The sequence below is a fragment of the Pseudomonas sp. HTZ2 genome, assembly GCF_033173945.1.
GTDB lineage: Bacteria > Pseudomonadota > Gammaproteobacteria > Pseudomonadales > Pseudomonadaceae > Aquipseudomonas > Aquipseudomonas guariconensis.
The window spans coordinates 4,487,022-4,508,611 of record NZ_CP137332.1; the positions used below are offsets into that span (position 1 = coordinate 4,487,022).

Here is a 21,590-nt window from a genome sequence, read left to right on the forward strand (position 1 = left end):
AGGGCCGCTGCGCGGTGCGCAGGGCGGCTATCCAACAAACGAAAGGTCGACGGCGAAAATTAGTCGCTGTCCGTGCTTTGCAAGCAGCGTGTAGGGTGGCATAAATCCAGATCCCCTTTGGCGATGCCTATTCGGAGATCCCCCCATGCTAGGCGTGACCGACTACGGTGCTTTCGTTGTTGCGTTCCTCATCCTCCTGGCCATCCCCGGGCCTGGCAACTTCGCGCTGATCACCGCCACCGGCAAGGGTGGCATCAAAGGTGGGCTGGCCGCGACCTTGGGCGTGATCCTGGGTGATCAGGTCTTGATGTGGTTGGCGGTGGCCGGTGTCGCCACGCTGCTGGCAGCCTACCCTGCGGCCTTCCATGTGGTGCAGTGGGCGGGGGCGGCCTACCTGGCTTGGCTCGGCCTGCGCATGGTGCTGAGCAAGCCGGGGGGCGCCCCGCGCGAGAGCCGCATGGCCAGCGGGCACTATCTGCGCCAGACGATGATGATCACGCTGCTCAACCCCAAGGCGATCATGTTCTACATGGCGTTCTTCCCGTTGTTTGTCGACCCGGTGCGCCACCAGGGCGTGGTGACTTTTGCCTTCATGGCGGTGACCGTCGCCGCGCTGACCTTCCTGTATGGCCTGATCGCGGTGCTGTTGACCCATCACCTGGCCGAGCGCATGCGCGCCAACCCACGGGTGTCCAATCTGCTGGAGCGCCTGGCAGGCGCCTGCCTGGTGTGGTTCGGGATCAAGCTGGCGGCGATGCGCTGAAAATCAGGCGTCGCGCAGCAGGTCGTGGGCATCGAGCAGACGGAAGGCCACCTGCGGGTTGCGCTCGAGGCCTCGGCGGATGGCGGCCGGAATGGCCTGGCGGGTCTTGCGGCACAGCCCGGGCTGTTCCTCCAGTTCGATACTGATACCGCGCATGGTGCGGACTTCGTTGTAGCCAGGGGCGATGCGCAGGCGAATCCCCAGCTGCTCGTACAGGCGCACCTGTAGACGCTCCAGATCGTCCAGGTCCCTGAGGTGCTCCAGGCGCTCTAGCAGGCGCTTTTCTTCCTGGCGGGTCAACAGCAGGATCCGCTGGGCCTGGGGTGGGCTTTCGTGCAGCCGCTCGCGCCCGCAATCGCAGAGGCCCGGTGGGCAGGGTTGGCGAAGGGGAAGCTCGGTGATGGTCATGGAGCAAGCATAGATCTTTCCCTGTCCAACTTCATGAGTGCGTTGCGATCGGCTGATTACACCGACACCGCACTTTTCGAGCAGCCAGGGGTCTACCCCCTCTTTTGCCGTACGCAATCGATTGCCGGCCGTTTTTTCACCATGCACAAAGCGGGGCCAAACGCCGTGTGCTTGTGTAGGATGGGCAGCTAGGCGCTGCCAGTCATAGGGAGATTTTCATGCGCGTCCTGTCATCCGTTGCCCGCTTTGCCGCCCTGACGCTGGGCCTTGTCGCCTCCACCGGTGCCTTGGCCTTTACCGGTGAAGAAGGTCAACTGATCGAGTCGATCAATGCCTATCGCAGCCAAGCCCAGCGCTGCGGCGGCGAGGCCTCCCTGGAGCTGCCGCCGCTCAACAGCGACACCCGCCTTGCGCTTTCGCCGGAAGGCACCCGGGACCTGCAACAGGCCATGAGCCGCGCCGCCTATCCCATGGTCAACGTCCAGGCGATCAGCCTGTCCGGCCCACGCGATGCCCGGGCGGCGATGAATGCCATCGAGGAAAGCTTCTGCCAGGTTGTCCTTGACCCACAATTCGTCGACATCGGTGTCAGCCAGGAAGGCCGTGACTGGCGCATCGTCTTGGCCCGCCCCCTGCTCAGCGGGCGCCTGGGTGACTGGCAGGCCGAAGGCCAGAAACTGCTGCAGGCGATCAACGCCGCACGCAAAGCGCCGCGCCAATGCGGCGGTCAACCCTTCGCCGCTGCCCCTGCCCTGAACTGGAACAACACCTTGGCCGGTGTCGCCGCCAACCACACCCGGGCCATGGCCAACCAGAACTTCTTCGACCATATCGACCGCGACGGCCGTACCCCTGGCGACCGGGCGGAGCTGGCCGGCTACCTGTACCGGCAGATCGGCGAGAACATCGCCGCCGGTCGTGACACGGCAAACAAGGTGGTCGATGGCTGGCTGGCCAGCCCCGGCCATTGCGCCACCCTGATGAACCCCGACTTCACCGAGCTGGGCGCCGCCTATGCGGTGGACCCTAAGAGCGATGCGGGTATCTACTGGACCGGGTTGTTCGGGTCGCCGCAATGATTGCCGTGGAGGTGTTCGCAACGCCGGGGGAGACTCACTCCCCTGGCCTTCCCGAGGCGCGCAGCGTCAACGCCGTACAGCCAAACCTGCGGCGTACGCACTTGCCCAGGTAACTGACATCCCCCAACCCCACCTCATCGGCGATCTGCGCCAAGCCGTGACTTGAGTTGAGCAACCGCCAGCGCGCCTGCTGCAGGCGCATCTCGAGCCACCAGGCCTTGGCCGTCATGCCGTGACTGGCCTGGAACTGGCGGTCCAGCTGGCGCCGGCTGATGCCCAGTTCTGCCGCCAGCTGTTCAAGGGTCAGGTTCGAGCCCAGGTGATGACGCATCAACGCGATAGCACGCTGCACCGCACGCCCCTGCCCTGGCTCCTGCTCCAGGGAGCGCAAGGCATGGCGACTGTCGCGGGTCTCGTCCACGAGCATGTCGGCCAAGCCCTTGAGTGCCCGCGCCCGGCCACAGGCACGCGACAACAGTTCCACCGCCAGGTCGATGGCCGCCGTGCCCCCAGCACAGGAGATCCGTGCGCCATCGAAGCAATACAGCTGCTCGCGCAGCACCTGCACGGACGGGAACGAGGCGCGAAACTCCGTCTCGTGGCGCCAGTGCACCACCACTTTGTGGCCATCGAGCAAACCACAGGCCGCCAGCAGAAACACCGCATTGTCGACGCCTACCAGCTTCAGCCCCGCCCGGACAGCGCGCTTGAGCAAAGCCCGGTAACGCGGAGCCAGCGCCGCCGTCGCCGCGGCGTTGCGCCCGCCGAACAGCACCAGGTAGTCATGGCCTTTGAAGTCCACCGATTGCGCCGTGGCCTGCACCTGAACCACCGCGCCGCTGCTCGAGGGCACAGGATCGGCAGTCAGCCCGAGCAAAGTCCAACTGCAATAGCGCTGGCGACTGTAGTCTTCGTCGTCCGCACTAAAGCGCAGTTTGTCGAGGAAAGCCCCGAACGGTAGCAAGGCGAATTCCGGCAGGGGAAGGATCAACAGACGAATGTCAGGGGTCATGCAGGGCACGTCCAAAGATAACCGCAGAAAGTCCAGATATTACCTTAGCAATCTCGACGCTTACCCTAGACTGGCGCTCTTCACCCCCAAAGGCTTTCTCCATGGCGCTGGATATTTGGCTCATCTATCTGCTGGCCAGCATTGGCTTGTCCCTGACCCCTGGCCCGAACAGCCTGCTGGCCCTGACCCACGGCGCGCTCTATGGCGCCCGTCGCACCCTGTACACCATCGTGGGAGGCGTGTTCGGATTCAGCGCGCTGATTGCCTTGGCGATGTTCGGCCTCAGTGCCCTGCTGCATACCTCAGCCTCGCTGCTGCAGGTGCTCAAATGGGTCGGTGGGGCCTATCTCTTGTGGCTGGGCATTCAGCTCTGGCGTAGCCCGGCGATGCGCCTGGAGCTTGCTGAGGGCGCCACGCGTCTGGGCAACCGCGGGCTGTTCCGCCAGGGCTTTCTGTCGGCCATGGCCAACCCCAAGGTGTTGTTGTTCTATGGCGCCTTTTTGCCGCAGTTCATCGACCCTCAACGCGGTCTGGCGATGCAGTTCGTGATCATGGCGGCGACCTTTGCCAGCGTGGAGTTCGTGGTCGAATACCTGCTGGCGCGCCTGGCCTTTCGCGTGCGCCCTTGGCTGGCCAAGGGGGGGCGTGGCTTCAATCGCTGCTGCGGGACGCTGTTCGCGCTGATCGGCGTGGCGCTGCCACTGGGGCGCTGAGCCGATCTACACTCAGGGGCCTCACTGGCTTAGCACGCGAGGCCCCAATGCCCGAAAACCTGTTCACGGCCCTTCCTCCGCTCGCCCCCCAGGCGAGCGAGCAGTTCGACGAGCTTCTGCGCCGGCCGGGTCTGCGCATCGAGCGCATCGTCTCCAGTGGCCAGGCCAGCCCGCCTGGCTTCTGGTACGACCAGGCCGAAGGTGAATGGGTACTGCTGCTCACCGGCAGCGCCGGGCTCAGGCTTGAGCATGAGCCCCACGAGCGGGTGCTGCGCCCCGGCGATCATCTGGATATCCCGCCCCATTGCCGGCACCGGGTGGAGTGGACCGAGGCCGGTGTGGCGACGGTCTGGCTGGCAGTGTTCTACGGCAACTGAGGCTGAACCCCCTCTGTCGGGCCACCCTGCAACTGGTAGAAGCGCCAAGGCAGCAGCAACGCCGCCACCGCCAGGCCGCAGGCAAAACCGACCCAGACCCCGACCGGCCCCAACGGCGAATGGAACGCCAGGGCGTAGCTGAGCGGCAATGCCAACAGCCAATAGCTGACCAAGGTCACGCCCACCGGCCAGCGGTAGTCCTGCAATCCGCGCAGGGCTCCCAAAGCTGTGGACTGCAAACCATCGGCGATCTGCATGGTCGCGACCACCACGAACATCGGCACCGCGATGGCGATCACCTGCGGGTCGTCACTCATGGCCTCGGCGATCGCCCGGCCAAACACCATCAGCAGCAGGGTACTGGCCACCATCCAGGCGCTGACACTGATGAAGGTGGCGCTGCCAATGGCCTTGATACGCGCACGCTGGCCTTGGCCCTGGGCCTGGCTGATGCGGATGCTCACCGCCGCGGCCATGCCCAACGGCAGCATGTACAGCAACGAGCCGATCGACTGCACCACCTGATTGGCGGCCAGCGCCGCCGTGCCCAGCCAGCCGAACATCCAGGCCGCGATCACCACGGCGCCAGCCTCGGCCAGGTAGCCCAGCCCCAGCGGCCAGCCCTCTCCCATCAGCGTGCGCCACCCCAACCGGGGGCCCAGGGAGGCTCGCCGGTAGACCGATAGCGAAGGCGCCAGACGCCAATAGGCAAATGCCAGCAGCACAGCCAGGGATTCGGCCAGCACGCTGGCGATACCGGCGCCCAACAAGCCCAGAGCCGGCAAGCCGAAATGTCCGTGGATCAGGCCGTAGCTCAAGGGCACGTTGAACACGACCGCACTCATCACCACCAACACCGCGGCCCACGGGCGACCGACGGCCTCCAGCACGTCCTTGAACACCACGGCCAGGCAGAACGGAATCAAGAACACCGCCATCGCCTGCCAGTACGGCGCCAGTACCTTTACGTCCGGCAACGGCACGCCGGCCCATTGCAGCACCGGCAGGCTGCCCAGCATCGCCAGGCAGCCGAGGGTGCCGACCAACAGGCCGTAACCCAGCCCCGCACGCAGTGTGCGTGCCACGCCCTCGGCATCGCCGGCACCGAAGGCATGGCCCACCCGCACACTGAGGGTGGCGAGCATGCCGTAGAGCCCAGCGTGAAAGATCAACCCGGCGCTGGCCGTGAGCGAAACACAGGCCAGTACCAGTGTCCCCAGCGAGGCCAGCATCAGGGTGTCGGTCAAGCTGATCAGCTCACTGGCCGAGAGTCCCAGCACCAGCGGCAAAGCCAGGCGCAGCAAGCCCGGCAATTCGGCAAGCCATGTACGTTGAGGGTGCTGCAGGGACGCGGACATGGGACAAACCTCCAATTAGCATACGCCGCGTATGCTAATACCCCTTATTGACATACGCAACGTATGCTAATTTGCGTCCACTGTTATCTCCCAGGAGCTGCCGATGCCCGCCCCTCGCCGAACCCGAGCCGCCATGAGCGCCGAAACCACCGAGCGTTTGATCGCTGTTGCCCGCCGTCAATTCGCGGAAAAAGGCTTCACCGCCGTGGTCATGGACGAACTGTGCGCCGAGGCTGACCTGACCCGGGGCGCCTTGCATCACCATTTCGGCGGCAAGGCCGGGCTGTTCACCGCCGTGGTGACGCACCTGCTCGACGAGATCAACCAAGCGCTCGATGAGCGTTTCGCCACCCATACCGATCCTTGGGAGGGCTACCTGGACACCTGTCTGCACTACTACGACCTGCTCCATGATCCCGCCCTGCGCCGCATCCTGCTGCAGGATGCTCCCGCCGTACTCGGCCCCCGCCTGCGCGAACTCGAGGAAGAAAGCTACATCGGCCCCATGGCCGCCGGATTGATGGAGCTGCAGCACGCTGGGGTGCTGCGTGACTTCGACCCGGTGGCCATGGCGCATCTGATCAACGGCGCCATGGGCGACAGCGGTATGTGGGTGATTGCCCAGGACGACCCACAAAAGGCGGCAGAACGTGTCAAGACAGCCCTCAGATGCCTCATGGAAGGGCTTCGCCGCGCCGAACCAACGGTTTCACACTGATCACCCGAGGCGCTTGGGTAGACGCTGTTTCAGCGATTTTTCGTTCATGATCTAAGCTTTTAAGCGTTATTGGAGAGTTCCGGCCCTGCGACAATCTGACCTGAAAAATAATGTACTAACTTGTTAATTAGCTTGCTAAGGGCCTAAACTGCGCGCAGTCCACCTGCGAGATCCCTGGCAATGACACAAACACCTCGCGCCTCTGGCGCCTCAACCTTCATCCTGATCGGGCTCGGCGTGATCATCGCCCTGCTCGGCCTGCTTCTGGCCGTCGGCGGCGTCAAGCTAGCCATCCTTGGCGGTTCTTGGTACTTCCTGCTCGGCGGCCTGGCCATGGCCATGGCCGGCGGGCTCATCGCCCGCCGCAAGCCCGCCGGTGCCTGGCTGTTCGCCGCTTTCCTGGTCGGTACGGCGGTCTGGGCCGTGCTCGATGCAGGCTTGGCGTTCTGGCCGCTGTTCTCGCGGTTGTTCATGTTCTCGGCTATCGGCCTGGTCGTGACGCTGGTCTATCCGATGCTGGTGCGCGCCAGCGGTGGCAGCAGCGGCCGTGGTGCCTACGCCGTGGCCGGCGTGCTGGCCGTCGCCTTGGCGATTGGCGTTGGCAACATGTTCGTCGCTCATCCAAGCGTCGCCCCTACCGGCAAAGGCCCTGGCATGACCCCGGTCGAACCCGGCCAGGCACAGAAAGACTGGGCGCACTACGGCAATACCGAAGGCGGCAGCCGCTTCGCCGCGCTGGACCAGATCAATCGTGACAACGTGAACGAACTCAAGGTCGCCTGGACCTATCACACCGGCGATGTGGCGCTGAGCGACGGCAACGGTGCCGAAGACCAGCTGACCCCGCTGCAGGTGGGCGACAAGGTATTCATCTGCACCCCGCACAACAATCTCATCGCGCTGGACGCGGACACCGGCAAGGAGCTCTGGAAGAACGCGATCAACGCCCAATCCAAGGTCTGGCAGCGTTGCCGCGGCCTGGCCTACTTCGACGCCACCGCCCAGATCGCCCAGCCGACCCAGCCCGACAGCTCGCCGATCGCCGCCGTCAAACTGCCCGCCGGCGCCAACTGCCAGCGCCGCCTGCTGACTAACACCATCGATGGCCGCTTGATCGCCGTCGATGCCGACACCGGCGCGTTCTGCGAAGGCTTTGGTAACAACGGCCAGGTCGACCTCAAGGCCGGCCTGGGCGATGTCCCGGATTCCTACTACCAGCTGTCCTCCGCTCCTCTGATGGCCGGCACCACCGTGGTGGTTGGCGGCCGGGTGGCCGACAACGTCCAGACCGACATGCCAGGCGGCGTGATCCGTGGCTTCGACGTGATCACCGGGCAAATGCGCTGGGCCTTCGACCCGGGCAATCCAGAGGACCGCAACGCCCCGCAAGGCGACAGCACCTACGTGCGCAGCACCCCCAACAGCTGGGCGCCGATGTCTTATGACCCGGCGATGAACACGGTCTTCCTGCCGATGGGCAGCGCCTCCACCGACCTCTACGGCGTCGAGCGCAGCGAGCTGGACCACACCTATGGCGCGTCGGTACTGGCTTTGGACGCCACCACCGGCAACCAGAAGTGGGTGTTCCAGACCGTGCACAACGACCTGTGGGACTTCGACCTGCCCATGCAGCCGAGCCTGATCGATTTCACGCGGGACGATGGCAAGACCGTCCCGGCGGTGGTGATCGGCACCAAGGCCGGGCAGATCTACGTGCTCGACCGTGCGACCGGCACGCCGCTGACCCAGGTCGACGAAGTGCCGGTCAAGCCGAGCAATATCCCTAACGAGCCGTACTCCCCGACCCAACCCAAATCGGTGGGCATGCCGCAGATCGGTGCACAGACCCTGACCGAATCGGACATGTGGGGCGCCACCCCGTATGACCAACTGCTGTGCCGCATCGATTTCAAGAAGATGCGCTATGACGGCCTGTACACCGCGCCAGGCACCGATCTGTCGCTGAGCTTCCCAGGTTCGCTCGGTGGCATGAACTGGGGCAGCATCTCCACCGACCCAGTACATGGCTTTATCTTCGTCAACGACATGCGTCTGGGTCTGTGGATTCAGATGATCCCGTCGCAGAACAAAGGCCAGGCCACCTCCGGTGGCGAGGCGCTGAACACGGGCATGGGCGCCGTTCCCCTCAAGGGCACGCCTTATGCTGTGAACAAGAACCGCTTCCTGTCCGTGGCCGGTATTCCGTGCCAGGCACCGCCTTTCGGCACCCTGACCGCCATCGACATGAAGACCCAGCAGATCGCCTGGCAAGTGCCGGTCGGCACTGTCGAGGACACCGGCCCACTCGGTATCCGCATGCACCTGCCGATCAAGATCGGCCTGCCGACCCTCGGCGGTACGCTGTCCACCCAAGGCGGCCTGGTGTTCATCGCCGGTACTCAGGACTTCTACCTGCGCGCCTACGACAGCGGCAATGGCAACGAGATCTGGAAGGCTCGCCTGCCCGTCGGCAGCCAGGGCGGCCCGATGACCTACGTCTCGCCCAAGACCGGCAAGCAGTATGTAGTGGTCACTGCCGGCGGTGCGCGGCAATCCCCTGACCGTGGCGACTACGTGATGGCCTATGCCCTGCCGTAAACCGCGCCGCCTTCTTCGCGGATAAACCCTACCCCACCGAGACCGCGTCGCTCCCTTCGCCGGTTCTCACAAAGACTCCGAGCAGCCTTTGTGGGACCGGCGAACGGGCCCTCACAGACAACCCGAGACTCCGTAATGCCCCGCGTTATTCGCATCACCCCCGCTCTTGCGCTGGCCCTGGCCAGCACCACCGCCATGGCCGACGGCGACCTGATGACCCGCAACACCCTGACCGGTGACTGGGGCGGCTTGCGCCACCAGCTCGAGGAAGATGGCATCAGGTTCACCGGCGACTACAGCGGCGAAACGGCCTACAACGCCCACGGTGGCCTGCACCGTTCGGCACGCTACTCGCAGAACCTCAAGCTCGGCGTACAGTTCGACCTCTCGAAGCTGTACGGCCTGGACAATGCTGGCAAGGTCCAGCTGACGGTCAACGACCGCCGCGGCAACAGCGCCTCCGAGGACCTGGTGGGCAACCGCCTGCCGATCCAGGAAAACTACGGCGGCCTCTACACCCGCCTGACCGAGCTCAGCTACGAGCGCACCCTGTTCACCCCGGCACTCAACGTCAAGCTCGGTTACATGGCCATGGGCAACGACCTGGGCGGGCTCGACAGCGGCATCCTGTGCAACTTCATGAACGCCGGCTTCTGCGGCCACCCGCTGAACATGTCCGGCGGCAGTGGTTGGACCAACTACCCCAACGCGCATCTGGGCGTGAGGGTCAAATACGACTTGTCGCCAGCCTGGCAGGTGCGTGTGGCAGCGTTCAACGTCGACCCCGAAAGCAACGGCAACGCCAGCCGCGCCTGGCACCTGGGGCCCAAGCACACGACCGGCACCGTGGTCCCGGTCGAGCTGGTGTACAAGCTGCAAGGCCAACTGCCTGGCGAGTACAAGCTCGGCTACTACTACGACAGCTCCGATGCCAAACGCATCGGCCGCAATGACCAAGTGTCCGGGCGCAGCGGCCATTACCTGCTGATCGACCAGGCGGTGTGGAACGACCCTGCCCTGCCGGGCCGAAGCTTGCACGCCTTCGGCCAGTATTCGGCCTCAAGCAAAGCGGCCTCGCCGTTTACCAAGTGGTATGGCGCAGGCGTCGTGCTGTACAAGCCGTTCGAAGGGCGCCCGCGCGATACCCTGGCGCTGGGCTACGGTCGCGCCGTGCCCAACCCCCGTAGCCGCGATGTACTCGAGGACGCCGCCCAGGCCGATGGCCAGGACTTCCCCAACCTGGACAGCGCCGAACAGCTGATCGAGCTGAGCTACGGCTACCAGGCCACACCCTGGCTGAACCTGCGGCCGGATGTGCAGTACATCATCGAGCCGGGCGCATTCTCCGGGCAACGCATCGACAACGCGTTGGTGGTGGGACTGCAGGTCAAGGCGAGCTTCTGATCGATTGCACCTCGGGGCGCGGCGAAAGGGGCGCACGCGCCCCAAGGCTCATCGACCCGCGCTCAGGTGCTGCACCAGGCGAAGCAACATGGCATCGCAGGCCTTCAACTGCTCGACACTGATGAACTCATCGGGCTTGTGCCCCTGATCCATGCTGCCAGGCCCGCAGACCACCGTCGCAATGCCCGCCTGATCGAACAGCCCACCCTCGGTACCAAAGGCCACGGTGCCAAACTCCTCGGAGCCGCTGAGCAGCGCGACCAGTTGCGCCGCCTCGCTGTCGGCCGGGGTCGCCAGGCCAGGGTAGGCACTGAGCGGCTTCAGGCGAATGTCACTGTCTGCGCTGACCGCACGCATGCGCGGCAGCAGTTCGGCCTCGGCGTAGGTCTGCAACTGGTCGGCCACGGCCTGGGCCTCGAAGCCCGGCAAGGCGCGCACCTCGAAGTCGAACTCGCACTCGGCCGGGACGATGTTCAGCGCCCGCCCTCCTTTGATCATGCCGGTCTGCACCGTGGAAAACGGCGGGTCGAAGCGTTCGTCATGGTGCTCGGGACGCGCCAGGCCATCGCCGATCTCGCCGAGCTTGCCGATCAGGCGCGCGGCGTATTCGATCGCATTGACCCCATAGGGCGCGTACGCCGAATGGCACGCGGCGCCGTGCACCTGGCAACGCATGGCCAACTTGCCTTTGTGGCCCAGCACTGGCTTGAGCTCGGTAGGCTCGCCGATCAGGCACAGGCGCGGTTTGTGGGGACGTTGCTCGAGGGCTGCCAGCATGGAGCGCACGCCTAGGCAGCCGACCTCCTCATCGTAGGAAAACGCCAGATGCACCGGCCATTTCAACGGCTGCGCGAGAAACGCCGGCACCGCCGCCAGCACCGAAGCGATGAAACCTTTCATGTCCGCCGTACCGCGCCCGTACAGACGCCCGTCACGTTCGGTCAACGCGAAAGGCTTGACTGTCCAGGCCTGGCCATCGACCGGCACCACATCGGTGTGCCCGGACAACACCACGCCACCCTGGTCCTTAGGGCCTATGGTGGCGAACAAGTTGGCCTTGGTGCCCTCTTCGTTGTGGAACAGCTCGCAGTCCACACCCAGCCCGGCCAGGTAATCACGAATGAAACCGATCAGCTCCAGGTTGGATTCGCGGCTGACGGTGGCAAATCCCACCAGCCGGGCCAGCAGTTCGCGACTGCTCGACTCACTCATCGCCTGGCACTCCATAGCTTGGCGCGGCGGTTGGGTTCAACGCACGGGTCACGTAGTCCTGCATCTGCGGGCGGTAGTCTTGCCACAGTTTGTCCAGCGCGCCGATAGGATCCTCGTCCGCCCAGTCCACCCGCAGGTCTACCAGCGGCCAGGTCAGCTCACCGGCAATCTTCATCGCTGCCGAATGCACCGGCCCCGCTTCGCCGCCAGCGGCCATGGCCGCGTGCATCGCAGCCAACATACGATCGGCCAGGTGCCCGGCCGTTTGCTCGAAGGCTGCGACCATGGCCTCGATCACCTGGATCGAGGACAACAGATTGCCTGCTGCCGCGCACTGCTCGCCGGCCACTGCGTTGTGCACGCCGAGTGCTTCCTTGCCAGTGAACAATGCCACCTGCCCCTGGCTGTCGATCACCGTCACCTGCCGGTATTCGCTCCAGCCATTGGCCGTGAGCACCCGGTCCAGCGCGGCCGCCGGCAGTTTCCCTTGCTCCAGGGCATCGAGTATTTGCGGGCCCAACGCGGGCAAGGTGATGTTCTGCGTGGCCACCGCGCCGACACCTGCACGTACCCAAGGACAACGTGCGCCTACTGCGATGCTCGATGAGCTGATGGCGATACCGAGCTGGCCGGTTTCCTGGCAACGGCCGATGATGGAAAAGGTCATGTTCTATGGCTCCTGAGGGTCTGTCCAATGCACAGCGAAAACAACTTTTCGCGCGAATGGGAGCATTCTGGGCAGAAGCCATTGACCCACGAAACCAACTTTTTCCTAGGACCAGAAAAGGAAAAAACTAAGGCCATAAAACATCAATAAAAACGGCACTCAAATAAACAGGAAACATAGCTCAACGCCGCGCCGATCAAGGCCTTCGGTAATTTATAGGCAATCATTAGCTAAATAATATTTTCGCGTTGCAAAGCACATCCCTAGTCTGGCCTCAGGCAAAGGCGGTACCCCACCGACCTGAATAAAACCGCCTTCCAAGAAGGGCTCAGACATGACATTGAACAACATCGAAATCGACACTCTCGTGGTCGGCGCCGGCCAGGCTGGCGTGGCCATGAGCGAACACCTGAGCAAACTCGGCGTGCCGCACCTGGTGCTGGAGCGCAAGCGCATCGCCGAGGCCTGGCGCACCGGGCGCTGGGATTCGTTGGTGGCCAACGGCCCGGTCTGGCACGACCGCTTCCCGGGCCTGGAATTCGACCTCGACCCGGATGCCTTCGCCGGCAAGGACCAGGTCGCCGACTACTTCGAGACCTACGTGCGCAAGTACAACCTGCCCGTACGGACCGGCATTGAAGTGAAGAAGGTGGTACGCAACGCCGACTGCCCAGGCTTCACCATCGAAACCAACGAAGGCGTGATCCGTGCCAACCGCGTAGTGGCCGCGACCGGTCCTTTCCAACGCCCGGTGATTCCGGCCATCGCCCCGAAGGACGAGCGCCTGCACCAAATCCACTCGGCCGCCTACTACAACCCCGAGCAACTGCCCGAAGGCGCTGTGCTGGTGGTGGGCGCTGGCTCCTCCGGCGTGCAGATCGCCGAAGAGCTGATGCGCGCCGGGCGCCAGGTGTACCTCTCGGTCGGGGCCCATGACCGTCCGCCACGGTCCTACCGCAACCGCGACTTCTGCTGGTGGCTGGGTGTGCTGGGCGAATGGGACGCCGAGATCGCCAAACCGGGCCGCGAACACGTGACCATCGCCGTCAGTGGTGCCCGCGGTGGCCATACCGTGGACTTCCGCGCCCTCGCCCATCAGGGCATGACGTTGGTCGGCCTGACCCAGTCGTTCGAGAACGGCGTGGTGCGCTTCCAGGACGACCTTGCCGACAACATCCGCCGTGGCGATGAGAACTACCTGGCCCTGCTGGATGCCGCCGATGCCTATATCGAGCGTAACGGCCTGGACCTGCCGCAGGAGCCAGAAGCCCGCAAGCGTCTGCCCGATCCTGAATGCGTCAGCCACCCGCTGCGCGAGCTCGACCTGGCCGAGGCCGGCGTCAACACCATCATCTGGGCCACCGGCTACGGCGTGGATTTCAGCTGGCTGCAGGTCGACACCTTCGATGCCAACGGCAAACCGCTGCACCAGCGCGGCGTGTCCCGCGAGCCGGGTGTGTACTTCCTCGGCCTGCCCTGGCTGTCGCGCCGCGGCTCATCATTCATCTGGGGCGTCTGGCACGACGCCAAGCATGTGGCCGGCCACATCGCCACCCAACGCACATACCAGGCCTACCGCGATCGCGAACAGCGTGAAGCGGATGCCGAGCAGTCCCCAACCTCGATCCAGAAAGTCAGCACCCTCGGAGCGCACTGATGCCTACCCATACCCGTATCCGCATGTTCAACACCAAGGCGACCTACCCCAATCAGTCGCTGGACAACGACCTCTGCCAGGCAGTGCGTGCCGGCAACACGATCTATGTGCGCGGCCAGGTCGGTACCGACTTCGAAGGTCGTCTGGTAGGCCTGGGCGATCCTCGTGCCCAAGCCGAGCAAGCGATGAAGAACGTCAAGCAGCTGCTTGAAGAAGCCGGTTCGGACATGTCGCACATCGTCAAGACCACCACCTACATCACCGACCCCCGCTTCCGTGAGCCGGTGTATCAGGAAGTCGGCAAATGGCTCAAAGGCGTGTTCCCGATCTCCACCGGACTGGTGGTGGCGGGCCTGGCCCAGGCTGAATGGCTTATGGAGATCGATGTGATCGCCGTGGTGCCGGACCAGGCGTAACACCCTGGCGTTTGCGGGGTTGCTTTGCAGCCCCCTTTGGGGGGCAAGCCCGCTCCCCTCAGGCGACAAGGCCTTGGGGAGCGGGCTTGCCCGTTCAGGGCTCATGGAAGCTCAAAGCTTGGCCAGTTCCTCCCGGCAGAACTCGACGAACAATTGCGCAGGTTTGGTCAGTTGGACCCGCTTCAACCGCGCCGCCGCCAGCCCCGACAGGGCCACCGGCTCGGCGATGTCCAGCGTCACCAGCCGCTGTCCATCGTAGGTGTATTCGGAATGTGGCCGGGTCACCAGCAACGAAAACCCGAAACCCTGCCCAACCATCCCCCGCACCATCTCGATCGATGGCGAACTGAAGACAATGTTCGGCGTCAGGCCCATCTCGTTGAACAGGCTGACGAAATAGGTGCGGCTCGGCGCGACATCGAGCAGGATCATCGGCTCCGGGCACAAGTCACGCAGCGACACCTGAGCCTGACCTGCGAAGCGGTGCTTTTCAGGAAGCAGCACGTAGGGCTTTTGCGGCGGCATCAATGGCTCGGCTTCGATGGTGCCGTCCAGGTCATGGTCGTAGAGAAAAGCCAGATCGAATGTGCCGGCGGTCAGGCCCTGGATCAGGTCCTGCTGCTCGCCATCGCGCAGGCGGATGTCCACGCCCGGATAACGCTCACGAAAGCCTGCGATCAACCTGGGCAGATACAGCGGCGCCACCGTCTCGAAGCAGCCGATATCGATCTGCCCGGCCACGGTGTCGTTGTCGGCCAAGGCGTTCTGCTCGAACTCGTGGGTCATCTGCAGCAGCGCCTTGGTCTTGGCATAGAAGCGCTTGCCGCTGGGGGTCAGCGAAACGCCCTGGGCATGGTGGCGGATGAACAACTGGACGCCGAAGCTCTCTTCCAGGCTTTTGATGGCCGTGGAGATCGACGGCTGCGCGATGTACAGCTGGCGCGATGCCTCGGCGACGCTGCCGGCCTCCACGGTGGTGACGAAATACTTGAGTTGACGCAAGGTATAGGAAGCCACAGGTACCTCTCTGACGCCGCATGCGGCGTAGCGGATTTTTCCTGCCACCTTACCTTAGCGCTGGGCCCACAGGCGCGTGGGTGAGCAAGGATTTGCCTATGGGTTGAAGATATTTTTCATGGCACGAGCGCAGCCGTGAGGTTAAACGTGTGACGCGCAAAAGGGCCGCAGAGCGGCCCCTCCGAAAAGCCCTGGCTGTTCAGGGCGGTTACGACGCGTATACCTGGGATGCGCTTACTGCACCACCCCGCACGCTACCCGGGCGCCGCCACCGCCCAGTTTCTCAGGATGGTCGCTGTGGTTGTCACCACCGGCATGCACCATCAGGGCATGCTCCTTGAAATCGTCCACCTTGAGTCGAGGTGCCAAAACTGGAGTCGTAGCCTTGCCGTCGGCACCGACATACAACGCTGGCAAGTCGCCGCGATGGCCGCCTGCGTCGTACGGGCCTTTGTGAGCGTTGGTCGCCGCCGGATCCCAGTGGCCCCCGGCGGCGCCGGCCGGCACGGACTTGCCGTTCTCCTCGGCCGCGTCGCATGAAGGGCGCTGGTGCAAGTGGAAGCCGTGCACACCCGGAGGCAGGTCGGCAAGATCCGGGGTGAGCAATGCCCCGTACGGGGTCTGCTCGAGGGTGACCGTCCCGATCGACTTGCCTGGGCCGTCCGGGCCGGCAAGCTGCAATTCCACCTTCTGGTCGGCCTGAGCAAGGCCGGCGGTGACCAGCAAGGCGGTCATTACCAGTGCTTTCATGTGATTTCTCCTTGGTTTGGAACAACGGACGTCTTACCTGCAGAACACGCCACCTGACAGGTGGACTGCGTACGCTGCCAGCGATTCCATTCGATCGCAGTCAGACGTACTTCTGTCTTGTGTAAGGAACCTCTACGAGGTTTGCGTTTTCTACCCGACATCCACTCAAGGAGGGCTGCACCATGCTCGATCCCGCAACCGGCATGCAACCAGGCGAACGCTACACCGTCGATAACGAGGAGCGTACCTGGCAATTCACGGGTTTCTTCCTCGATGGAAAGTACTATCTCGACACCGACCTCAACACCGCCGTCGGCTGGCTGGAGGGTACTCGGTTCTACTATGACGACCTTGACCCGGATGGCCAGCCGATCTTTGCGGATCGACTGGCCGGCACCATCGAGGATCTGGTGTTGACTCTGGTCGATGGCGCGACGCTCAAGCTCGAAGGCTCATTGCAGGGTCATCCGAGCGACGCACGCAAAGGCCTCTGAACCGCTCGAGACCTCCGGGTCAATCGAAGTCCCAGTAAGGCTGGCAGTGCCCGACTTCGGTCCAGCCCGTGCCCTCCGGGCACTCTGGCCCGAAATCCCAATAGCTGAGCAGGGCATCGCCGGCGATGGCGCCGGTCTGGACAATTGGAGACGGCGTAGCGGCCCCAGGAGCGGACTCGGTGCTGTGGGCGAACGGGGTCAGGCCCGCGGTGAACAACAGAGCGATTACGGCACGTTTTTTCATATCGTTTTCTCGTGTGTTTCTGACGTCGATGAAGCAGGCGAACCGTCATGATCTGCCTGCCGACCGGTGAGGGATCTCGTCCTTCACCTACGCCCACTGTCGTCTGGCAACGCCCCCTCTAGCACCAGGAAATCTACTCGGTCATTACGCTGAATCGATGTCGCGTTCGAGCGCCTTCCTACGCCTGCCCTCAAGACATCGTTCAGCTCTTTTCGCATTCCAGCGACTGCGCTGATGGGGCGAGTCACCTTCAAACTCACTCTGACGACGCTGATCTGGCCACCAGCCTCGTTCGACCATTGGGCCGCACTCAAGGAGCGCCACCTCCCAACATCCCACGCTCTACGATGAAATCGATCACCGCCTTCAACCCCTCACCCTTCTTCAGATTGCTGAAAGTCCACGGTCGCTCGGGGCGCATGCGTCGGGTATCGCGCTCCATCACCTCCAGCGAAGCACCGACATGAGGCGCCAGATCGGTCTTGTTGATCACCAGGAAATCCGACTTGGTGATGCCTGGCCCTCCTTTGCGGGGAATCTTCTCGCCTTCGGCGACATCGATGACATAAATCGTCAGGTCAGCGAGTTCCGGACTGAATGTCGCACTGAGGTTGTCGCCTCCGCTTTCGACGAAGATCACATCGAGATTGCCAAACTTACGCGTCAGCGCCTCTACGGCAGCCAGGTTCATCGAGGCGTCTTCGCGGATCGCCGTATGCGGACAACCACCGGTCTCCACCCCGACAATACGCTCAGGCTCCAAGGCACCGGCCTCGGTGAGGATGCGCTGATCCTCCTTGGTGTAGATGTCGTTGGTCACGACCGCGAGTTGGTAGTGGTCACGCATGGCCTTGCACAAGGCTTCGAGCAATGCGGTCTTGCCGGAGCCGACCGGTCCGCCGACGCCGACGCGCAGGGGGTTTTGATGACTTTGCATGAAGGTCTTCCTCAAGAACGGAACAAACGGGTGTATTGGATTTCATGACAGGAAGAGGCAATGGCGAGCCGCGGCAGGCTGCCGCCGAGCTGGTCATCGTCCAGCGCCAGGGCGCGATCGAGCACGGCAGGCAGCGCCTGCCCCAGGTCGCGCAGTAGCGTCTGGGCCGCCTGCTGGCCGAACGGCACCAGCTTGACCCCGGCCATCACCGCGCTTTCGAGCCAGGCAAAGCCGTGGCCCAAGGCCAACTGACGCAACGGGATGGACCAATGCACGCCAAGCCAGGCCATGCCGCTCAGTTGGCTCAGGTCGAGACTGACCCGCCAGTCCGGGGCCTGCCCCAGCTGCCAGCCATCGAGCAGCCGCGCCAGCGCACTGCCACGCTGCTGTTCTTCCAGCCGCAACTCGGCAGTCTCACGGTTGGCCAGCACGAAGCGGCTCCAATGCGCGAAGGCGCAGGCATCATTTGCCTGGCAGGCGTGATAGAGCCGCGCCAACACTGGCCAGTCGAGGTAGCCGAGGGTGTCGTTCAATTGCTCGCGTTGCCAGGCAGCGAAGGTTGCAGTGTCGCGCACCCAACCGGCCTCCACGGCCCACTCCAACCCCTGGGAGTAGGTGAAACCGCCTACCGGCAGGCCTGGACTGGCCAGTTGCAGTAGGCGCAGCAGCGCGAGGTCGACGTCCATCAACCGGCCAGCACCAAGGCCGCCCCCGCCAGCATCCCCCCACCGATGGCCTTCTGCAGGCCCGTGTGACGACGCAACAGGCAGCCGACGGCAAATCCCACTGCCAGCAGCAGCGTGCTGACGAGAACGAAACCTGAGCCGAACAGCCAGAATGCGCTGGGTGTAGCCTCCACGCCATGGGCCCAGCCATGGAACAGGGCGAACATCGGCATGATCACTGCCAGCAGCCTTTGCCGACTGGGCAGCAACAAGGCGCCTGCGATCACCCATACCGACACGGCGATCATCGCTTCCATACCCAGCACGTCACCAACCAGATGCCCGCACACCGCCCCACCGACCATCGCCGCCAAGGCGGCCAGCGGCAGGCCCAGGCTTCGGCGCGTCAGGGCCGCCAGCACACCGGTGCCCAGCAACATCAACAGATGATCGAGACCGGTCAGTGGATGCAACAGGCCGTCGCGCAAGGGGCTACTGTCGTGACCAGGGTGGGCGAAGGCCGGCAGGGCCACCAGCAGCAGGACAACGGCTAACGTCTTTTTCATTGAAAACTCCCAGGTTGGCTCAGCAATGGGCAGGCAAGCGCACGAACTGATGGTCGTGGCCGTGATGATGGGGCGCGCTCTGGTAGGCCCCAGCTTCAGGTTCGAAAGGCGCCTGCTCGGTCACCACGCTCAAGCCCAGGCCGCGCAGCATCTCGTCCAGGACATGATCGTGCTGGAAACGCAGCAGGCCAGGTTCGATCTGCAACGGCACATGGCGGTTGCCCAGGTGGTAGGCCGCGCGGGCCAGCAGCAGCGGGTCGGTGCAACGCACCGTGGACACCTGCTCGGGCGCGGCAAGCACTTGCACTACATGGTGACCTTCGGCGTCACCGAGCAGCTCGCCGCCACGCAGCAGGTGACCACGCTCAAGCATCAGGCCTGCCTCTCGGCCGTCGTCCAGGGTGATACGCAGGCGGCTTTTGATGCGGCAATCCACGTCCAGGGTAACGGTGCCGGTCACAGGGCCTGCTTCGTTGAGTCGACGGGTCAGGACAATCATGGGTTTTCCTCAGAACAGAAAATAACGCTGGGCCAACGGGAGTTCGCGGGCCGGTTCGCACACCAGCAGCTCGCCGTCGGCGCGCACCTGATAAGTCTGGGCATCTACCTCGATAAGCGGTTGCAGGCTGTTGTGGACCATGTCGGCCTTGCGTACCCGCCGACAGCCGCGGGCCACACCGATCAGACTGCGCAGACCAAGTGTCTCGGCCAGGCCCCTGTCCATGGCCAATTGCGGCAGGAAGGTCATGCGCGTGGCCTGCCGGGCCGCGCCGAGTGCGCCGAACATCGGCCGGTAATGCACAGGTTGCGGCGTGGGAATCGAGCCATTGATATCGCCCATCGGCGCCGTGACGATCATTCCGCCCTTGAGCACCAAGGCCGGCTTGACGGCGAAGAAGGCCGGCGACCAGAGCACCAAGTCAGCAAGCTTGCCCACCTCCACCGATCCCACCTCATGGGCGATGCCATGGGTCAGGGCCGGGTTGAGGGTGTACTTGGCGATGTAGCGCTTGACCCGGAAGTTGTCGCTGTAATCGCTGTCAGGCGACAACGGCCCGCGGCGCAGCTTCATCTGGTGCGCCACTTGCCAGGTGCGCAGCACCACCTCGCCCACCCGGCCCATGGCCTGTGAGTCCGAAGAGGTCATCGCGAAAGCCCCCATGTCATGGAGGATATCCTCGGCGGCAATGGTCTCGCGGCGTATGCGCGACTCGGCGAAGGCCACATCCTCGGCAATGCTCGGGTCCAGGTGATGGCAGACCATGAGCATGTCCAGGTGTTCGTCGACGGTGTTCACGGTATAGGGCAGCGTCGGGTTGGTCGAAGAGGGCAATACATTGGCCTGCCCGGCTGCGCGGATGATGTCCGGCGCATGACCGCCCCCGGCACCTTCGGTGTGGAAGGTGTGGATGGTGCGATCACCGATGGCGGCCAGGGTGTCTTCGATACACCCGGACTCATTGAGCGTGTCGGTGTGGATCGCCACCTGGATGTCCAGCGCCTCGGCCACGCCCAGGCAGCAGTCGATGGCAGCCGGCGTGGAGCCCCAGTCTTCGTGCAGTTTCAGGCCCACCGCTCCGGCGGCGATCTGCTCCTGCAAGGCTTCGGGCCGCGAAGCATTGCCTTTGCCCAACAAGCCGATGTTGATCGGCAGGCTGTCGGCGGCCTGGAGCATGCGCGCCAAGTACCAGGGGCCGGGCGTGCAGGTGGTGGCATTGGTGCCGGTGGCCGGCCCGGTGCCGCCCCCGATGAACGTGGTGACGCCACTGATCAAGGCTTCCTCTACCTGTTGCGGGCAGATGAAGTGGATGTGCGAGTCGATGCCACCGGCAGTGATGATCTTGCCCTCGGCAGCGATCACTTCGGTGCCCGGCCCGACGGGGACGGTGACCCCTGGCTGGACATCCGGATTGCCCGCCTTGCCGATCGCGGCGATACGCCCATGACGCACGCCGATATCGGCCTTGACGATGCCCCAGTGATCGATGATCAAGGCGTTGGTCAGCACCAGGTCCATCGCCTCGGCGGCGAGCATCTGGCCCTGGCCCATGCCATCGCGGATAACCTTGCCACCACCGAACTTGACCTCTTCACCGTATACGGTGAAGTCCTTTTCCACCTCGACCCACAGGGCGGTATCGGCCAGGCGCACACGGTCGCCGACCGTCGGGCCGAACATGTCGGCATAGGCCTGCCGGGATATCCGACTCATACCCTGCCCTCCAGTGCGCCCATGACCCTGCCCTGGAAGCCGTACACCTCCCGCTTGCCGGCGTAGGCGACCAACTGAACGGTGCGGGCCTGTCCAGGCTCGAAACGCACGGCGGTGCCGGCCGGGATATCCAGGCGATAGCCACGGGCCACCTCACGCTCGAAGACCAGGCAATCATTGACCTCGTAGAAGTGGTAGTGCGATCCGACCTGCACCGGACGGTCGCCATGGTTGGCCACGCTGACGCTGACAGTCGGGCGGCCCTTGTTGAGTTCGATGTCGCCGTCAGCGACCTGGATTTCTCCGGGGATCATGCTCGGCTC

General features: G+C 64.1%; 22 protein-coding genes and 2 pseudogenes. 10 read left to right on the forward strand and 14 right to left on the reverse strand.

The window, feature by feature from the left end; genetic code table 11:
* Nucleotides 1-145 precede the first annotated feature (145 nt).
* The gene (locus R6G97_RS20700; protein ID WP_317847439.1) at nt 146-763 is read left to right on the forward strand and encodes a LysE family transporter; all 618 of its coding nucleotides are present in this window, start codon (nt 146-148) and stop codon (nt 761-763) included.
* 3 nt (nt 764-766) lie between these two features.
* Here R6G97_RS20700 and R6G97_RS20705 read toward each other — a convergent pair whose 3' ends face one another.
* The gene (locus R6G97_RS20705; protein WP_043211298.1) at nt 767-1,171 is read right to left on the reverse strand and encodes a hypothetical protein; all 405 of its coding nucleotides are present in this window, start codon (nt 1,169-1,171) and stop codon (nt 767-769) included.
* Between the two features lie 218 nt (nt 1,172-1,389).
* Here R6G97_RS20705 and R6G97_RS20710 point away from each other — a divergent pair, with 218 nt between their 5' ends.
* Nucleotides 1,390-2,250: a CAP domain-containing protein gene (locus R6G97_RS20710; protein ID WP_043211300.1), complete on the forward strand. Its 861-nt coding sequence runs from the start codon at nt 1,390-1,392 to the stop codon at nt 2,248-2,250.
* Nucleotides 2,251-2,284: 34 nt separating this feature from the next.
* Here R6G97_RS20710 and R6G97_RS20715 read toward each other — a convergent pair whose 3' ends face one another.
* Nucleotides 2,285-3,262 (reverse strand): GlxA family transcriptional regulator, encoded by a 978-nt coding sequence (locus R6G97_RS20715; RefSeq protein ID WP_090342325.1) that lies wholly within the window; start codon nt 3,260-3,262, stop codon nt 2,285-2,287.
* 101 nt (nt 3,263-3,363) lie between these two features.
* Between R6G97_RS20715 and R6G97_RS20720 the strand changes: the two genes are divergently transcribed.
* Complete coding sequence (locus R6G97_RS20720) at nt 3,364-3,975, forward strand: LysE family translocator (RefSeq protein WP_182818872.1); 612 nt, start codon at nt 3,364-3,366, stop codon at nt 3,973-3,975.
* 47 nt (nt 3,976-4,022) lie between these two features.
* Nucleotides 4,023-4,352 (forward strand): cupin, encoded by a 330-nt coding sequence (locus tag R6G97_RS20725; protein ID WP_043211307.1) that lies wholly within the window; start codon nt 4,023-4,025, stop codon nt 4,350-4,352.
* Here R6G97_RS20725 and R6G97_RS20730 read toward each other — a convergent pair.
* Nucleotides 4,340-5,710: an MATE family efflux transporter gene (locus R6G97_RS20730; protein ID WP_317847440.1), complete on the reverse strand. Its 1,371-nt coding sequence runs from the start codon at nt 5,708-5,710 to the stop codon at nt 4,340-4,342. The genes R6G97_RS20725 and R6G97_RS20730 overlap by 13 nt on opposite strands.
* A 103-nt stretch (nt 5,711-5,813) precedes the next feature.
* On the opposite strand from R6G97_RS20730, the gene R6G97_RS20735 reads away from it, so the two are divergent.
* The 3 genes from R6G97_RS20735 (at nt 5,814) to R6G97_RS20745 (ending at nt 10,430) form a co-directional block, all read left to right on the forward strand.
* Nucleotides 5,814-6,428 carry a TetR/AcrR family transcriptional regulator gene (locus R6G97_RS20735; RefSeq protein WP_182818868.1) on the forward strand — a complete coding sequence of 205 codons (615 nt, stop codon included), beginning with the start codon at nt 5,814-5,816 and terminating at the stop codon, nt 6,426-6,428.
* Nucleotides 6,429-6,608: 180 nt separating this feature from the next.
* On the forward strand, nt 6,609-9,026 hold the full coding sequence (locus R6G97_RS20740) for a glucose/quinate/shikimate family membrane-bound PQQ-dependent dehydrogenase (RefSeq protein ID WP_317847441.1): 2,418 nt from the start codon (nt 6,609-6,611) through the stop codon (nt 9,024-9,026).
* 135 nt (nt 9,027-9,161) lie between these two features.
* Nucleotides 9,162-10,430, forward strand: a complete 1,269-nt coding sequence (locus R6G97_RS20745) for a carbohydrate porin (protein ID WP_043211311.1) — start codon at nt 9,162-9,164, stop codon at nt 10,428-10,430.
* A gap of 48 nt (nt 10,431-10,478) precedes the next feature.
* On the opposite strand, the gene argE is transcribed toward R6G97_RS20745, so the two are convergent.
* Nucleotides 10,479-11,642 carry an acetylornithine deacetylase gene (argE, locus tag R6G97_RS20750; RefSeq protein ID WP_182940950.1) on the reverse strand — a complete coding sequence of 388 codons (1,164 nt, stop codon included), beginning with the start codon at nt 11,640-11,642 and terminating at the stop codon, nt 10,479-10,481.
* A complete protein-coding gene (locus R6G97_RS20755) occupies nt 11,635-12,309 on the reverse strand; it encodes a DUF1028 domain-containing protein (RefSeq protein ID WP_317847442.1) in 675 nt (224 codons plus the stop codon). Before R6G97_RS20755 ends, argE begins: the two co-directional genes overlap by 8 nt.
* 300 nt (nt 12,310-12,609) lie before the next feature.
* Between R6G97_RS20755 and R6G97_RS20760 the strand changes: the two are divergent.
* Nucleotides 12,610-13,966 (forward strand): annotated as a pseudogene (locus R6G97_RS20760) (flavin-containing monooxygenase).
* Nucleotides 13,966-14,382, forward strand: a complete 417-nt coding sequence (locus R6G97_RS20765; RefSeq protein WP_043211317.1) for a RidA family protein — start codon at nt 13,966-13,968, stop codon at nt 14,380-14,382. Before R6G97_RS20760 ends, R6G97_RS20765 begins: the two are co-directional and overlap by 1 nt.
* A 111-nt stretch (nt 14,383-14,493) precedes the next feature.
* Here the strand turns inward: R6G97_RS20765 and R6G97_RS20770 are convergent, their stop codons facing one another.
* Together R6G97_RS20770 and sodC are read right to left on the reverse strand one after the other, a co-directional pair.
* Entirely contained in the window at nt 14,494-15,399 is a 906-nt protein-coding gene (locus R6G97_RS20770; RefSeq protein WP_043211318.1) for a LysR family transcriptional regulator, read from the reverse strand.
* 234 nt (nt 15,400-15,633) lie between these two features.
* A complete protein-coding gene (gene sodC, locus R6G97_RS20775; RefSeq protein WP_043211320.1) occupies nt 15,634-16,149 on the reverse strand; it encodes a superoxide dismutase family protein in 516 nt (171 codons plus the stop codon).
* Between the two features lie 182 nt (nt 16,150-16,331).
* Here sodC and R6G97_RS20780 point away from each other — a divergent pair.
* Nucleotides 16,332-16,595: pseudogene (locus tag R6G97_RS20780) on the forward strand (short chain dehydrogenase); the annotation flags it as partial.
* Nucleotides 16,596-16,662: 67 nt separating this feature from the next.
* Here the strand turns inward: R6G97_RS20780 and R6G97_RS20785 are convergent.
* The 7 genes from R6G97_RS20785 to R6G97_RS20815 all read right to left on the reverse strand — a co-directional run bounded on the left by R6G97_RS20785 (nt 16,663) and on the right by R6G97_RS20815 (nt 21,581).
* Nucleotides 16,663-16,887 carry a hypothetical protein gene (locus R6G97_RS20785; protein ID WP_043211321.1) on the reverse strand — a complete coding sequence of 75 codons (225 nt, stop codon included), beginning with the start codon at nt 16,885-16,887 and terminating at the stop codon, nt 16,663-16,665.
* A gap of 310 nt (nt 16,888-17,197) precedes the next feature.
* Nucleotides 17,198-17,824 (reverse strand): urease accessory protein UreG, encoded by a 627-nt coding sequence (ureG, locus tag R6G97_RS20790; protein WP_317847444.1) that lies wholly within the window; start codon nt 17,822-17,824, stop codon nt 17,198-17,200.
* An 11-nt stretch (nt 17,825-17,835) separates the two neighbouring features.
* Entirely contained in the window at nt 17,836-18,510 is a 675-nt protein-coding gene (locus R6G97_RS20795) for an urease accessory protein UreF (RefSeq protein ID WP_317847445.1), read from the reverse strand.
* On the reverse strand, nt 18,510-19,055 hold the full coding sequence (locus R6G97_RS20800; RefSeq protein ID WP_317847446.1) for a HupE/UreJ family protein: 546 nt from the start codon (nt 19,053-19,055) through the stop codon (nt 18,510-18,512). The genes R6G97_RS20795 and R6G97_RS20800 overlap by 1 nt, the downstream gene beginning before the upstream one ends.
* A gap of 19 nt (nt 19,056-19,074) precedes the next feature.
* On the reverse strand, nt 19,075-19,554 hold the full coding sequence (ureE, locus tag R6G97_RS20805) for an urease accessory protein UreE (protein WP_043211326.1): 480 nt from the start codon (nt 19,552-19,554) through the stop codon (nt 19,075-19,077).
* Between the two features lie 9 nt (nt 19,555-19,563).
* The gene (ureC, locus tag R6G97_RS20810) at nt 19,564-21,267 is read right to left on the reverse strand and encodes an urease subunit alpha (RefSeq protein WP_043211328.1); all 1,704 of its coding nucleotides are present in this window, start codon (nt 21,265-21,267) and stop codon (nt 19,564-19,566) included.
* A complete protein-coding gene (locus tag R6G97_RS20815) occupies nt 21,264-21,581 on the reverse strand; it encodes an urease subunit beta (protein WP_043211329.1) in 318 nt (105 codons plus the stop codon). Before R6G97_RS20815 ends, ureC begins: the two co-directional genes overlap by 4 nt.
* Between the last annotated feature and the right edge of the window lie 9 nt (nt 21,582-21,590).